The organism is Candidatus Nitrospira neomarina, from assembly GCF_032051675.1.
Lineage (GTDB): Bacteria > Nitrospirota > Nitrospiria > Nitrospirales > UBA8639 > Nitrospira_E > Nitrospira_E neomarina.
Window position 1 is genome coordinate 329058 of record NZ_CP116968.1, and the last position, 14757, is coordinate 343814.

Consider the following 14757-nt stretch of genomic DNA (forward strand, 5'->3'; position numbering starts at 1 on the left):
ATGATGGAATCCGTCACACATATTTCTCAGATCACCTTGTTGGCAGCATTTGGAGCCGGGCTCTTGTCATTCGTTTCCCCTTGCGTGCTTCCTCTGGTGCCGTCCTACGTCTCATATATCACGGGACTTTCCATTGACCAACTCAGAGCTCCCACGGGTCAGCACCACGTTCGGAAGACAATCATTGTCAATTCCCTGTTATTTATCGGAGGGTTTTCAGCCGTCTTCATCGCGTTTGGCCTCTCGGCCAGTCTGTTCGGCCAATGGCTGATCAATTATCAGGACCATCTGCGAAAGATCGGAGGAGGGCTAATTGTCCTGTTTGGTCTGTATGTGTTGGGGCTGTTCAATTTTGGTTTCTTGTCTCAAGAAAGGCGTCTCCATTTTCAGAGCCGCCCGGTAGGCTATTTGGGTTCTTTTCTCATCGGGGTCACCTTTGCCGTAGGCTGGACCCCCTGCGTGGGTCCTATACTCACGTCTATCTTACTGTATGCCGGCACCACGGATACCGCTGCTGATGGACTGGCCCTCCTCGTATTCTACTCACTTGGGCTTGGACTTCCCCTGCTTGTCACCGCTGTATGGCTCGATCGGTTCTTAACTCATTTCCGGCAGATCCGGAACTATATTAGACCGCTCTCCATCATGAGTGGATTGTTACTGGTGGCAGTCGGCGGTCTCCTCTATACCAATTCATTCTTTCTCCTGACGAGCTATTTGGAACGTTCGGGTATTGGATGGTACATCGGCCAATAGTTTCTATTCGGCTGTTGTCACTGGTCATCAATATCTCTCCTGCCAATGTGCGTACCCCGTTGCTCGTGCATCATGGTATCGTTTACCCTTGGGACAGATTGAAGGCGAGGTTCCGCCTTGCGGACCTGCGCAGGTGTCTTTCAAAAGTTTTGAAGATCCATTTAAAAAGGAGAATGACCGTATGGCGACAATTGCGCCCTTCCGAGCTGTGAGGCCCAAATCTGAATTAGCCAGTCAAGTGGCGGCCCCTCCCTATGATGTGGTCTCCTTGCAAGAGGCGCGTGATCTAGCGAATGGAAATCCCTATTGCTTCCTTCGCATTGGTCGGGCCGAACTTGAGCTTGGTGATGAAGTCGATCCATATTCCGCCGAGGTTTACCAACGAGGGGCCGATAATCTCCGGAAGCTCATGAAGGACGGGGTCTTGGCCCAAGAGCCACAACCACTCTTCGGTGTCTACCGACAAAAGTGGGGTCAGCATGAGCAGACCGGCATCGTAGCGTTGGCATCGGTCGACGAATACGACCGGGGCATCATCAAAAAACATGAATATACCCGGCCGGTCAAGGAAGCTGACCGGGTGCGGATTATCGAAACCCATGAATCGCAATCGGGGCCGGTTTTGCTCTTTTTTCGCCAGACGGCCAAAATTGATCAGTGGTTAAAAGGGGTGACGAGCACGAAGCCGGATGTACATTTTGTCGCTCATGATAAAATTGAGCATACGGTCTGGAGCGTGCGAGATCCATCCGCCATTCAAGAAGTCATGAAGAACTTTCAAGAACTCCCGGCCTTATATATCGCCGATGGGCATCATCGGTCGGCTGCGGCAAGTCGGGTTCGTTCCTCACGTGGCCCGGCCGGCGCACAACCTGCTGGAAAGCATGAAGAAGGTTTTTTGGCAGTCATCTTTCCACATGACCAACTACAAATCCTTCCCTACAATCGGGTTGTTCGGGATTTGAATGGGCTCACTCCCCAGGAATTGCTTGAAAAATTATCTCCACATTTTGAATTGGAGATGACCGCTCAACCAGGGGACCCACCTGCTGCCGGTTTCGATATGTATCTGGAAGGACAATGGCATCGCGCGAAACCCAAAGAGAATCCGTCCCTGAACAGTCAGCAGGACCCGGTGCGTGCGCTAGCCGTTTCAGAATTGACGGAACGGGTCTTGGATCCGTTGTTAGGCATAAAAGACCAACGGTCAGATCCACGCATAGATTTTGTGGGCGGTATTCGCGGAACCCAACAACTTGCAGCGTTAGTGGACAGTGGGGACTGGGCTGTCGCCTTCTGGTTGTATCCGACCACGGTTGAGGAATTGATGGCGGTGGCTGATGCGGATCGTGTTATGCCCCCCAAAAGTACCTGGTTTGAACCCAAACTCCGTGATGGCCTCTTCATCCACATGCTGCAGGACAAATAAGGCACATTTTTCCACTAGCCAAAACCAATTTGTCTCCTAGCAAAAGGGAGAGGTAAGGCTCTAGATTTTTTTGTGTTGTTCTTCATGTCATGACCGTCAGCAAGTGGGAAGTCACGACGTTTCAGCATTTGACTGTCCAACAGTTGTATGACGTATTGCAGTTGCGGGTGGATGTGTTTGTGGTGGAGCAACAATGTGCGTATCGGGAATTGGATGAGTATGACCGACATCCGGAGACTCAACATCTTTCCGGCCGCAATGAGGGTGGAGAACTGATTGCTTATGCACGGATTCTCCCCCCTGGACTCTGTCATCCTGAGGTGAATCTTGGGCGGTTTGTGGTGAAGGCCGAGTTCCGTAAGCAGGGGATCGGGCATCAACTGTTACAAACCGCCTTGCAGGAAATAGCCGGTTGGTGGCCTGAGATGCCTATAAAAATGTCGGCACAAACGTACCTACACAGATTTTATGCGCTGTATGGTTTTATTCAGGTGTCGGATGGCTATCTCGAAGATGGAATCCCTCATGTTGAAATGGTGAAAAAGGCTTAAAATTTTTTGCGGGTCTTTTTTATTTTTATGTGTAGATGGTTTTCAACGTTTCTACCCCACCTTTATCCTCCCCTTACAAAGGGGAGGGAATTTAGACAATAATTATAATCCCTTATGCAAAACTTACCGTTGGGCGATGTATCGCTTGAAACATTTTTAAGTGAATATTGGCAGAAGAAACCGTTGTTGATTCGGCAGGCCTTGCCCGGGATCAAGGCGCCGATTGCGGCTGATGAATTGGCCGGTCTCGCTTGCGAAGAGGAGGTCGAATCAAGGCTGATCATTCAAGATCCCGCAAGCGACCAATGGGAACTTTTTCATGGTCCGTTTACGGAGGCAACATTTTCCACCCTGCCAACCGTGCATTGGACCTTGTTGGTTCAGGCTGTGGATCATTGGGTGCCGGCCGCCGCTGACTTTCTTGCGCAATTTTATTTTATCCCCAGTTGGCGTGTTGATGATTTGATGATCAGCTATTCCGCCGACAAAGGAGGCGTCGGGCCGCATTATGATAATTATGATGTGTTTCTGGTGCAAGTCAGTGGCTGCCGTCAATGGGAAGTCGGGGGTATCTATGATGAAACGTCTCCTCGTCGTTCAGATGTTCCGGTCAAGATCCTGTCCGAATGGAAGCCGGAGCAACGGTGGATATTAGAGCCGGGCGATCTGCTGTATGTACCCCCGCGTGTCGGACATAACGGGATGGCCGTGGGTGAGGATTGCATGACCTGTTCGGTGGGATTTCGCGCGCCGTCTCATCGGGATATCTTGCTCGACTATTCCGAGTCTGTTGGAGAAGCGCTGAGCGAAGAGGTTCGCTATGCGGATCCGGATCTGGTTCCTCAAGCCAATCCCGGCCAGATTACTTCCGAGGCCGTTGAAAAAGTTCAAAAGATCTTCACCCGGTATGTTGAGGATGATGACAAGCTGGCTCAATGGTTTGGTCGTTATATGACCTCTCCGAAATACCAGGATGAGGAGACGGCGCCGGAGGAACGACGTCTGGAAGATGTTCGTACTCATCTTTCGAAGGGAGGAAAACTTGTCAGAAATGAAGGCTCACGTTTTGCGTTTCATGAACATGGACAGAAAATCTGGCTATTTGTTGACGGACGTCAGTACACCTGCAGTGGGCTCATGACAGATCTGGTGAAAACCTTGTGCGCCGAGCGCCAAATCGGTTCGGAGCACTACGTTTCCTCGGAAGGTCATGATTCTTTACTCCTCGATTTGTTGAGCCATGGCAGCCTTTATCTTTCTGCCTGAAAAACATGTGCCCCGCTTTCCTCGAAAGAGAGGCTCCCTTTCAGGCCAAAGGACCTGACCGGCCCCCTGTTTGATCGCCATCATCTGTGAAAAATTAGAGTTGTGTGGCGCCTCCATCCACGGTGAGGTCAATCCCTGTAATGTAAGATGAATCATCTGATGCGAGAAAAAGGGCGGCTGTGGCAACTTCATGTGAGCTTCCCATTCGTTTCATGGGGTTTTGGTCACCAAAGCTGGCTTTCATGCCTGGAACTTCTTCTGCAGGAACGCCCACTTTCTCAAAAATAGGGGTATCAATTGGTCCAGGAGCCAGAGCGTTCACCCGGATTTTTCTCTCAAGAAATTCAGTCGACAAGGTTCTGGCCAGATTCCGAACGGCCGCTTTGGTTGCGCCATAGACACTGGAATTGGGAAACCCTTTCTGGTCCGCGATGGACGAATTGATAATGATCGAAGCTCCTTCATTCAGAAGCGGCGAGGCTTTTTGAATATTGAAGAACAGGCCTTTGAAATTGACATTGACCATCCTATCGAATGTGGCTTCGTCTACGGTGTCAAATGGGCCAAAGATCGCAATGCCGGCATTGAGGAAGAGAACATCGATCCTTCCCGCCGTCTTGTGTATCTGTTGATACAAATTCTTGATGTCATGGAGATTCCCGGTATCCGATACGAACCCGGCACTCGCTCCTCCGATCTCCTTCACTGCCGCTTCCACAGCCTCTTTCCTTCTTCCCGTGATGATCACCCTGGCGCCTTCAGCCTGAAATAATTTGGCTGTGGCCAAACCAATCCCACTATTGCCACCCGTAATGACGGCCACTTTGTCCTTGAGTCTTTGAGACATAGGAATTTTCCTTTCAAGATGGATAGAGAACATTGCAATCGTGTGTCACTCCAGTAAAACATTTTAGAATGAAATTTTCATCTCTCTTCCAACAACGCATTGCTGAATGGTTTTGAGGTGTTGGTCGTGAGACAACCCATCAGAGATCATTGTCATCTTCTTCCCATTCTCTCTTAATGGCTGCGGCTCGCTTCCTTTGCCTGGTAAACGCCCAAAAGGCCAGAAGGGTGATCGCGAGCCAGACCATTCCGGAACTGGTGGCCACAGGGATCCAGCGATTCCAGAGTGTCTGTCGACTCCAGAACTGCTCTTCTGCTTCTGTGAGTGTCATGAAGGTAGTTTGCGCAAAGGCTTCAGGAAAGGACATGCCTTGTTGGATTTTTGCCAGAATACGTTTGGGGGTATCCTGTCCTGTGTGCTCCAGGAGGTCTCGCGTAAAGGCGTAAGCCAGCACATAGGCCCGTCGGACCGAGGTCTCGTCTTTGCTGAAGAGGGTATTGAGTTCATTCAGGGAAACTTGCGTATCTGAGACCATTGCCCAGACTAATCGGGCTCGGTCCTCCAAATCCCACCTTCGGGCGGCCATCATCGCTAATCCCTCATCAAACCATCGGGGCAAAGGCTGTTCTCCCGCCGCCCGATGGGCAAGGATATGGCTGATTTCATGCAGGAAGACTTCGTTGAGTGAATCATTCGGATAGGTCAAACTCCGGTCAGTGAGGAGCACAATTGCGGAAGTCTGACTGACTGCGTAACCAGACACCCATTCCGGCGCTTCCTGTGCGAGGGGCGATTCCTTTGGCGCCAGGATGACTCGAATGGGAAGTCCGGGATGTTCGAGCCCCATAAAGTCCAGCATACGTTGAAGGGCTTGTGGGTTGCTGTCCTTCAAGTGGGCAGCTAAGGGTTCCAAGGATTCCGGGGCTTCAATGATGAATTGCGGGGAGACGGCTCCCATCATTAGTCCGGGGTGCGCCAGCATCACCATGATCGTCAGAAGCAGGAGTTGGAGTCCAATTTTTGCAAGCTTTGCAAAATGACACTTGGATTTGCGAAATCGTTGTTGGATTCTGCAAAAACGCATTGTTTAGCCGATGTGTGAGGGTTTTCAGAGGAAGGCTTGAAGGCCTGGATGGTTCCCAATTCCTGGATTCAAGTCTCTGCATTCAGGTGGTCAAGCAGGTAGTCAAGGATGATGCGGGCGTCGGTGATGGGATCCGTGGTCATGGGCAATTCTGTCTGTTCCGTCACTTTGGTCAGAAGTCGTTGCGCGGCCGCTCGCACCGATGGTGGAAACGTGGGTTCTGCTTGGACCTGCCGAAGATGATGCATGGCATCTCCCTTCCAGGTTGCCAGATTTTGTTGCTCCGCCCACTGTTGAGAGGCCAATGCGACGGCTCGTCGTGCGCATACTCTGGCCAAACCATCGTTCCCATTCTGGAGTCCCCTGGCGGCCTTGGTGAGTTCCTGTTCGATCTGTTCAGGCCGACTCATGAATCCTGAGGTGCGGTGCGATTGGCATACAATTCTCGCCTGGTCGCAATTCGATGGATGTGGACGACATGCTCGTCCGGGTCGATGGAGTAGAGAATGCGCCAATCTCCCACGGCGTATTGGACGAGACCGGGAAGATCCTCGTGCAGGGGTTCATGTCGAAGGTTGGCGACATTCGAGGCCAACCACTTGGTCTTATCCAACAGGCGCTGGGCCATACCCTGGTCGGTTGATTGAAGGTCGTCCAGGATTGCAGGCTGATAGGTGACGCGATACCAGGCCATGTCATCTCACCACTTGAGATCTAGTCGTTCAGCGACGGTTTCTCCCGTCACCCGCTCCGGGGAATTCAAAACTTGTTTTAATTGCGCGCGCACCTTGTCATCCAGAGCCAGCCCAAGATCGGGGTCGCCCAGCAGTTCACACAACCGGTCATCCACCATGCTATTCACCAGTTCTTTAAATTCTTTCTGAGAGAGGTCGGAGATGTTCATTGTGAAGCCTCCATGCGGATACGTACCTGATCCTGTAATGTGTGATAGTTCTTCTACCTCATTGATGAGGCTGAAGGGGATATAATGGCATGTTGGTCCTTTCGCTGCCACAAAATAATCATGCTCTTCAAGACGCATCAGGCAAATTCTCAATTTCCGGACTGAAGCCCGGTATCTCGTCCTTTCAAGGAAAATTTAGAAAACGACGTTTAGAAACTTCCCGCTTCTACGACATCATCGAGGCTGTTAATGTCCAGCCAATGTCCGACGGTGTAGAGCACCCGAATCGGATAGTTTCGTCGTAATAACTCCTGGAACAGGATGGCCATTCCTGCTTTCCTGTGATTCGGGTCGGCAAGAAGTTCGGTAAGGACCTCATGTAATTGTGTGACACCTTGAGCCGAGACTTTAAAAAACCCCATCCATACGCCATGAATCATGTCCGAAGGCACTGCCCGGCCTAATTGCTTGAGATGAATCTGGGCGTTAAAGGCCTTTCGGGAATTTGGAGCGCTACATTCGGCAAATCCACCAAGCCTCGTGTAACTCGTTTTTTCCTGCCAGTGGCTATCCACAAAAATGACAAAGTCATCCTTTGTTTGCAGCAATGCCTGAGGAATGTACGTGTTAAACAAGACATCGCCATAGGATACGATGGTGTCGGGGAATCGGGCGTCTTTTGATTGAAGCGCTTTCAATAAGGAATCCAATTCTCCCGTTTCCGCGAAGGCATCGTTATCGACATAGGTTAAATTGGGAAGATTGACGGCCTCTTTTCTATACCCCCGGACCACAAGAATTTCCTTGATGCCCACACTGTTGTATGCGTCAACGATATGAGCAAGGAGGGGGACGCCACGAATATTCACCATGGTTTTTGGTTTGTCTTCGGTGAGGTCCCCTAACTCATCTCCACGGGAAGCGGCGAGGACAATAGCTGATGCGCGGTCGGCACTTTTAGGAAGGTAGCGTTGCTCGGCTTCCATGAGTTCATCTGCACCTTGCAGACGAAAAACCTCAGAGACCGGCACAATGTTATCCTCGATGAATAAAAGATTTTCCTGTTCCTTCAGAACGCGAGCGGTCGTTTGCATGGTGGCGACTGCGGCGCGGAGCATATGATTCGCCCAAATCACCATGGAAAAGCCATGCTGCCGGAATACATCGGTGGGAGTGGAGTAATATTTCGTCGGCACAATCACCACGGGGGAGCGATTGCTCCATTCCCGCTTAAACGCCAGAATCTCATCCGGCACCGCCAGCGCACTGTGAATCAGAATGCCATCCGCCCCGGCCTGGCGATACGCCTCTGCCCGTCTCAAGGCCTCCGTCAGTCCCCATCCGCAGATGAACGCTTCAACCCGGGCGATGATGCAGAAATCCGGATCGGATTGCGCATCTTTCCCGGCTTTGATTTTTCCACAAAATTCTTCCATGTCGGCCATGGGCTGTGTGTCACCCTTGAGAAAGCTATTCGTCTTCGGAAACAACTTGTCTTCAATGCACACGGCCGCGATATGCCGTTGTTCCAGTTTGCGAATGAGACGCTGCATATTATTGAAGTTGCCGTATCCTGTATCTCCGTCGAGGAGAATCGGAATGCGTGCCGCGTCAGACATAAATTCCAGATTGTCCAGGACCTGGGTCCAACTCGCCTCGTTGTTATCTCGCACGCCGAATTGAGCTGAGATCGAGAGTCCGCTGGCCCAGATGCCATGGAATCCTGCTTCTTCTACAATCTTGGCGCTCAATCCATTGTGAGCCTCGCAGATAAATTCAAGCTGGGAGGACAAGAGAAGCTTTTTGAATTGCGTTGATTTTGGCGGCTGGGGTTCGCTTGGCATAATCAATAAATGTAAAGTGTTTCAGATCGTTCAATGAAGTACTGAAGTCTACATCAAGGGGAATCTTGCTGCCAAACCTTTCCGTATCTGATTGGGAGGCCGGGAAGACGTTTGGTTATGGAATCTGTCGGATGTATGAGTGGGAAGAATGATTGACCCCAAGGCTGGTGACAGGTTTTGAAAATGATGGGGTCAGGAAAAGGGCATAGCCACGAACCATGCCCTTGTCCATATGAACAGTGAACAATTTATGGAGTGCGGCTGGTGATCTCAAGAAGATGATAACCGAACTGGGTTTTAACCGGGCCGTGGACCTTGCCGAGTTCCCCGCTAAACACAACCTCATCAAATTCTTTGACCATTTGACCGGGGCCGAACTCGCCCAGATCGCCACCTTGTTTGCCTGATGGACAGGTGGAATGTTCCTTCGCAGCGGCAGCAAAATCTCCACCACCCTCAATTTGTGTTTTTAAGTTTTTGCATGCTTCTTCTGTTGAAACCAAAATGTGACGGGCGCGCGCTTTCGCCATGAGCAGTCTCCTTCTAAGCTAGAAAATTGGACAATAGTTCTTTTCTCATGATTGACCAGTCAAGGTCAAATTTCATGAGAATCAGCCGGCGCAACCCGTGAAATCCTCTTGTTCGTAACGTATTGTGGAAGGACGAAAGTTTTGGTGATCAGGAACGGGTCGGTTGGACGAAGCCCGTGTTCGTGTGGGACTGAAGGCCGGTGAAAGGAGGAAAGAGTCGTGGTAGAAGAGCGGGAGATTCGCCGGAACGAGAGGCGGGGATGGAGTTGATAAACTAGTTGTCGGGATTCATCGCCAGGTAATCACAAATAAAATCCAAAACCAATTCGTCAAAATTGTTGAATATGGTTTTGACCCCACCCGCCGTCACGACGCCTTGTTCCCAGGTGATGGCGTGTCCTGTGGAGGAGTTATGAACAAGGGCGACCAGTTGGTGGACTTCAAGGTCGATCCGACAGGCGTAACGCTTTGGGCCCAAGGGAAGAGCCGCCATATTGACATATAAATACGGCTCTCCGGGCAATTTGGCAGCTTCGAGTTCTTTGACCAGACGAATCCCCGCCGTTTGCAATTGTGCCTCCACTCGTTTGCGCACCTCACTTCGGTTTAATACCCCCCTCAGCTCCGGACCTAAGTCCTCAACAACCACATAGATGCCATGTATCCCCCTTAGTGATTCTTTCCTCAGCATAGGATCATCAACCTCTCCGTCAATTCGTACAAGACAATAACACGCGTTCTGCGTCTGCTCAGAGATTGTAGACTGATTCCCTAAGCCTTGTCCTCCTTCGCCTTGCGCAAATAATCACCGAGGATTCCCCGGCTGTGTTCATCATCGTGGCAGTATACGCAGAGGTTCTCCCAGTTCGATCCGTCCGGTGGATTGTTGTGGTGATTGCCGTCCTTATGGTGCACCGTGAGCAGATGTCTGTTCTTGAGGTCGAATTCTCTGGCGCATTTGGCACAAATGAGCCCGTGAATCTTCAGTGACTGTTCCCGATAAGAGCTGTTGCTCGAGGCTGAAGGCTTGGGTCGCAGTCCTTTGAGGAGTTCGTCAATGGGTTTGTCGACAGCAGGTTTTTGGAGCCGTCGCAGTTTGTGACGACCCCGGTATGCATTCCCCATGATGTGCGTCCTTTCAAGTGATGGCGTCGTGATGGTGGCGCCAGCGATGAATAGCCGCGTGGATTCACTGCCAGGATTCTCAAAGTTTTTCCGGTCTTTGTCAATGCGATTTGGACGGATACCTGGTCGAGCATGCCTGATGTGGTGTCAACCCTTAGATGAGGCCTTCGCGATGGTTGGTAAGGAATCGTGTGGTGTGAGGCCTGCGAGCCCTATGAGGTAAGTGCTAGGATGATAATAGGTTCTGCGGATAGAGTTGGTCTGTCATTCCTTTTATAGGCACCCGCTTCGAGACGGGTGCTCTTACCAGGAGGGTGCCATGTTTGGTCCTATAACACTTCCCTTTGGGGCGAAAATGTTGTTTAACACCGTCAAATTGAAGCCCGGGGTTTCCTTCGATCAGGTAGAGCTGGCCGTTGGAGAGATGTGCATGGTCGTCAAGGAAACCTATGGCGGAGACAAGGGCGGCTTCATTGCCGGGCAGGTGTTCAAATTTTCCGGTTTCGTCTCTGACGAAGGGTCCTTAAGTGAATCAAAAGCCGCAGATGACCATTACGCGATTGTGACCTATTGGAGTTCATTTGCGGATCACGAAAAATCTCATGCCGATGAACTGTTCAATAAGACATTCGCCGCTTTGGCTACCATGTGTTCTGAGACGAAAGAACTCGGCTACGATATGCTATGGCAAGGGGCGGCGAAGACGGCCTGAGCTTTTCGACAGAGAAAGATCTCCGTCGCCCATCTAGCCAGGCATCGGTCAGTTTGGCGCGTGTTTACAGAGAATGAGGTCATGCCGGGACAGGAGGGCGTCAAACGGACGCGATAGGGAGTCCCATGCTGATTCAGGCGTTTCCACAGCATTTTTTATACTTTTTCCCGCTGCCGCAGGGGCACGGATCGTTCCGTCCAATTTTGGCCTCGCTACGCACGACGGTCTGAACTCCAGGACTTTTGCCGTCGGTGAAATACCAACTCCCCTTATGTTTCCGAAACTCGCTTAGCTCATGATGGATTTGAGGGCCCTCTTCGGTCTCAAACGTGGCCTTGAATTCGACGAGGCCCGCTTCGTCCTCTATTCCGCCCTGTTTCGTCGACAGAATTTCTAACCCCGTCCATTTGGTAGTTTCTGCCCACTTGCGATTGGCCTCAAGGTCAATATCGTGTTTGGTTTTCGGGTCATGGGTCTTTTCGATGAAATCCATCTGGACTTGCGTATAGGCCGAATATCTGGCCCGCATAAGCTGTTCTGCAGTTTCTGCCTGTTTCGGTCCGGTGATGATGGGCTCACAGCATTGGTTGAAGGTTTTTCCGCTCTGACACGGACACTGCATATGCGACTCCTTTTCTAAGTGAAGGCAAATGATGATTGACTCTTGTACGTCGCGAGTGACAGAAAAGTCAAAAGGCCCGGCATCTCATTCCTCTCGAAAAAAATTGGTGAGTCCCGGCTGCAGTCTTCCCGTTATTTAGCTCTTTTCGTCCCTCTCTTGAATAGCTGGTCCGTTTCTGTCGCTCAAGCCATGCCCGGGCGACATTTTTTAATGCCGCGTACCCAGATATCGGCACCCATATTGCGCATCATGCATGATTTCATCGGGAAACAGGTTCAATCAATTTTGATTGCTGTACGAATATCATTTCTAATTTTTACTGGATTTCGTGGTGTTGTGGGGGTGAAGCCAGATGAGCGAATTGGGTCATTGAGGAATGTGTGGAAGTTATTTGTCAGTTGAGTTAGGCTTTTTTTGCGAATCTGACTGTGCCTCGCTCCTGATAGAAAGAAGTTTTGCGTCAAAACGATGAAATGGAGCAAGAATTGAGCAGGCCAGAGACTTTCTTTTCATGCGGATCCGGGTTCGGATCACCAGGAGAAATATTCTACACATGACGTGTTTCCCACTTGATAAGGCGCAGCAGCAATCATTTCATAGATGGCTTTATTCCTAAAACTCATTCAGGGTTCTGGAGGAACACACATGAAAATTTTCAACCAAATGGTCACTGCGGGCACAATCGTCCTCATGCTCGTATTCCTTGCACCCCCTACCTATGGAGCGGAGACGGCCCGAGTCAGTGTCAGCACCGGTAATCTGCAAGGCAATAACAATAGTTTTCTTCCGGACCTTAATGAAAACGGCAGGTTTGTTACCTACTATTCCTTGTCGACTAATCTGGTGCCCGGTGATACCAACGGGGTACGAGATATATTCGTGTACGATCGGCAAAACCAACAAACTACGCGCGTGAGCGTGGCGACGGGTGGAGGGCAGGCCAATGGTGAGAGCCTTGAGCCTGCCATAAGCGCCAACGGGCGTTATGTGGCATTTCGGTCGGATGCCACGAACCTGGTTCCGGGGGATACAAATGGCACCACTGATGTGTTCGTCCATGATCGGCAGACAGGCATCACGAGCCGGGTCAGTGTTGCGACGGGTGGGGGACAGTCCAATAACAACAGTTTTACTCCAGCCCTGAGTGCTGACGGCAGGTTTGTGGCGTTCCACTCCTTTGCGAACAATCTGGTGCCGGGTGACACCAATGGAGTGTTAGATGTGTTCGTTCATGATCGGCAAACAGGGGCGACGACACGCGTGAGTGTGGCCACAGGCGCAATCCAGGGGAATAATACCAGTCGAGCGGGATTTCTCAGTGCGAATGGGGGGTTGGTGGCGTTTGAATCCGATGCGACTAACCTGGTCCCGGGCGATACCAATGGTGTGCGGGATCTGTTCATTCATGATCGGCAAACAGGGGTGACGACGCGTGTGAGTGTGGCCACAGGCGGAGGGCAGGTCAATGGTGAGAGTGTGGATGCCGAATTGAGTGCGGATGGTCGCTATGTCACATTTCAATCGGATGCAACGAATCTCGTCGCTGGCGATACCAATGGAGTGGGTGATGTGTTTGTCCATGACCGTCAAACGAACACCACCACGCGCGTCAGTGTGGCAAGTGGCGGTCTCCAAGGAGGAGGAGAGAGTTCAGAGGGGACCATCAGCGGGGATGGACGTTTTGTGGCATTTCTTTCTTTTGCCACCAATCTCGTTCCGGACGATACGAATGGAGAGGGTGATGTGTTTGTGCATGATCGTCAGACCAACACGACCACCAGGATGAGTGTGACGACCGGTGGAGTGCAAGGCAATGATTTTAGTTGTAATCCGGCAATCAGTCAGGATGGTCGGATTGTCGGATTTTTCTCAGATTCAACCAACCTGGTTCCGGGTGATACGAATGGAATCCGGGATATCTTCATTCATAATCGCACGGCGAACTTTGATTTGGATGGAGATGGCAAGGCTGACATCGTGTGGCGCAATATCAATAATGGCAGCACGGCGATCTGGTTTATGAATGGAACGGCAATTGCTTCCTCAAGTTTCCCGGGCGGTGTCCCTCCAGCTTGGGAGATTACCGGTATCGGCGATGTGAATGCGGATGGTCAGGCTGATGTGATTTGGCGCAATAGCACCAGTGGTACGGTGGCTGTGTGGTTAATGAATGGGAATACCATTGCATCGGTAGGCTTCCCGGGCACTGTCCCTACCGGTTGGGTGCTTGAGCAACTTGGAGATGTGGATGGGAATGGCACGGCAGACCTCGTTTGGCGAAATACCACTAGCAAGGTGGTTGTCGTGTGGCTGATGAGTGGAGCGACCATTGCCTCATCCAGATCGCTCGGTGGTGTCCCGGGTGAGTGGAAGATTGTCGGAATGGGCGATGTCAATGCCGATCGCAAAGCCGATATCATCTGGCGGAATAGCAACAGCGGGGCGGTGGCCGTGTGGTTAATGAACGGCCTCTCGGTCCTGTCAATCGGAGTCCCAGGGAATGCCAGCTTGGTGTTTGAGGTGGCCGGGGTGGGGGATGTTGATGGGAATGGGACCGCTGACCTGATCTGGCGTAATACCGGCAGCGGTGCGGTGGCGTTCTGGCTCATGAATGGACTCACGATCGGGACCACGGGTGCCCTGGCAGGCAAGGCTTTGGAGTGGGACATTGCCCAGGTCAGTGATCGGGACGGTAGCGGGAAAGTAGATTTGACCTGGTTCAACACCGACACCGGTGAGGTCGAGGTGTGGCTGATGAATGGGGTCACTGTTGGTTCAACAGGTTCACCGGGGACCACCTCTTCGAGCTGGGAGATTCAATAGCAATGCCTTTGGCCTCTTTCCCGAAATTCAATCAGAGTTACAGGTTTGGCCAAGGACTGGGGAGAAGAGGTTTCTTAACTGACTGGGGCGGGGGAAAGGAACTCTACCTGAATGGTAGAAAGCTGTGGAAGATCACAGGGGGCTGGTTTTGTCAAAGACCAACCCCCTTCTTTCGTCGAACAACAAAGGACCATCCTATCAGAGGAAACAGGCTTTTCATCGCAAAATGGTGGGAATGGGTATGGGTAAATTAAAATGACTCAT

The 14757-nt window shown here is 51.2% G+C and carries 16 protein-coding genes; 6 read left to right on the forward strand and 10 right to left on the reverse strand.

Going from position 1 to position 14757, the window contains the following annotated elements; translation table 11 throughout:
* The 4 genes from PQG83_RS01490 (at position 1) to PQG83_RS01505 (ending at position 4002) form a co-directional block, all read left to right on the forward strand.
* A complete protein-coding gene (locus PQG83_RS01490; RefSeq protein ID WP_312745958.1) occupies positions 1-756 on the forward strand; it encodes a cytochrome c biogenesis CcdA family protein in 756 nt (251 codons plus the stop codon).
* A 181-nt stretch (positions 757-937) separates the two neighbouring features.
* Positions 938-2185: a DUF1015 domain-containing protein gene (locus PQG83_RS01495; protein ID WP_312745961.1), complete on the forward strand. Its 1248-nt coding sequence runs from the start codon at positions 938-940 to the stop codon at positions 2183-2185.
* An 89-nt stretch (positions 2186-2274) separates the two neighbouring features.
* The gene (locus tag PQG83_RS01500; protein WP_312745964.1) at positions 2275-2736 is read left to right on the forward strand and encodes a GNAT family N-acetyltransferase; all 462 of its coding nucleotides are present in this window, start codon (positions 2275-2277) and stop codon (positions 2734-2736) included.
* 114 nt (positions 2737-2850) lie between these two features.
* Complete coding sequence (locus PQG83_RS01505; RefSeq protein WP_312745967.1) at positions 2851-4002, forward strand: JmjC domain-containing protein; 1152 nt, start codon at positions 2851-2853, stop codon at positions 4000-4002.
* A 94-nt stretch (positions 4003-4096) separates the two neighbouring features.
* On the opposite strand, the gene PQG83_RS01510 is transcribed toward PQG83_RS01505, so the two are convergent.
* The 9 genes from PQG83_RS01510 to PQG83_RS01550 form a co-directional block, all read right to left on the reverse strand.
* The gene (locus tag PQG83_RS01510) at positions 4097-4849 is read right to left on the reverse strand and encodes an SDR family oxidoreductase (protein ID WP_312745970.1); all 753 of its coding nucleotides are present in this window, start codon (positions 4847-4849) and stop codon (positions 4097-4099) included.
* Between the two features lie 139 nt (positions 4850-4988).
* Positions 4989-5933 carry a peptidase MA family metallohydrolase gene (locus PQG83_RS01515; RefSeq protein ID WP_312745973.1) on the reverse strand — a complete coding sequence of 315 codons (945 nt, stop codon included), beginning with the start codon at positions 5931-5933 and terminating at the stop codon, positions 4989-4991.
* A 68-nt stretch (positions 5934-6001) separates the two neighbouring features.
* The gene (locus PQG83_RS01520) at positions 6002-6343 is read right to left on the reverse strand and encodes a hypothetical protein (RefSeq protein WP_312745976.1); all 342 of its coding nucleotides are present in this window, start codon (positions 6341-6343) and stop codon (positions 6002-6004) included.
* Positions 6340-6627 carry a type II toxin-antitoxin system RelE family toxin gene (locus PQG83_RS01525; RefSeq protein ID WP_312745979.1) on the reverse strand — a complete coding sequence of 96 codons (288 nt, stop codon included), beginning with the start codon at positions 6625-6627 and terminating at the stop codon, positions 6340-6342. The genes PQG83_RS01520 and PQG83_RS01525 overlap by 4 nt, the downstream gene beginning before the upstream one ends.
* Before the next feature lie 6 nt (positions 6628-6633).
* The gene (locus PQG83_RS01530) at positions 6634-6837 is read right to left on the reverse strand and encodes a hypothetical protein (RefSeq protein WP_312745982.1); all 204 of its coding nucleotides are present in this window, start codon (positions 6835-6837) and stop codon (positions 6634-6636) included.
* 209 nt (positions 6838-7046) lie between these two features.
* Positions 7047-8681 (reverse strand): phosphoenolpyruvate mutase, encoded by a 1635-nt coding sequence (gene aepX / locus PQG83_RS01535; RefSeq protein WP_312745984.1) that lies wholly within the window; start codon positions 8679-8681, stop codon positions 7047-7049.
* A gap of 248 nt (positions 8682-8929) precedes the next feature.
* On the reverse strand, positions 8930-9211 hold the full coding sequence (locus PQG83_RS01540; RefSeq protein WP_312745986.1) for a peptidylprolyl isomerase: 282 nt from the start codon (positions 9209-9211) through the stop codon (positions 8930-8932).
* A gap of 274 nt (positions 9212-9485) precedes the next feature.
* Positions 9486-9902, reverse strand: coding sequence for a hypothetical protein (locus PQG83_RS01545; RefSeq protein WP_312745988.1), 417 nt, complete (start codon positions 9900-9902; stop codon positions 9486-9488).
* An 80-nt stretch (positions 9903-9982) separates the two neighbouring features.
* Positions 9983-10336: a YajD family HNH nuclease gene (locus PQG83_RS01550; RefSeq protein WP_312745991.1), complete on the reverse strand. Its 354-nt coding sequence runs from the start codon at positions 10334-10336 to the stop codon at positions 9983-9985.
* A 319-nt stretch (positions 10337-10655) separates the two neighbouring features.
* On the opposite strand from PQG83_RS01550, the gene PQG83_RS01555 reads away from it, so the two are divergent.
* Positions 10656-11048 (forward strand): hypothetical protein, encoded by a 393-nt coding sequence (locus PQG83_RS01555; RefSeq protein WP_312745994.1) that lies wholly within the window; start codon positions 10656-10658, stop codon positions 11046-11048.
* 133 nt (positions 11049-11181) lie between these two features.
* Here PQG83_RS01555 and PQG83_RS01560 read toward each other — a convergent pair whose 3' ends face one another.
* A complete protein-coding gene (locus tag PQG83_RS01560) occupies positions 11182-11670 on the reverse strand; it encodes a YchJ family protein (RefSeq protein ID WP_312745997.1) in 489 nt (162 codons plus the stop codon).
* Positions 11671-12315: 645 nt separating this feature from the next.
* On the opposite strand from PQG83_RS01560, the gene PQG83_RS01565 reads away from it, so the two are divergent.
* Complete coding sequence (locus tag PQG83_RS01565) at positions 12316-14493, forward strand: FG-GAP-like repeat-containing protein (RefSeq protein ID WP_312745999.1); 2178 nt, start codon at positions 12316-12318, stop codon at positions 14491-14493.
* The last annotated feature ends 264 nt before the right edge of the window (positions 14494-14757 follow it).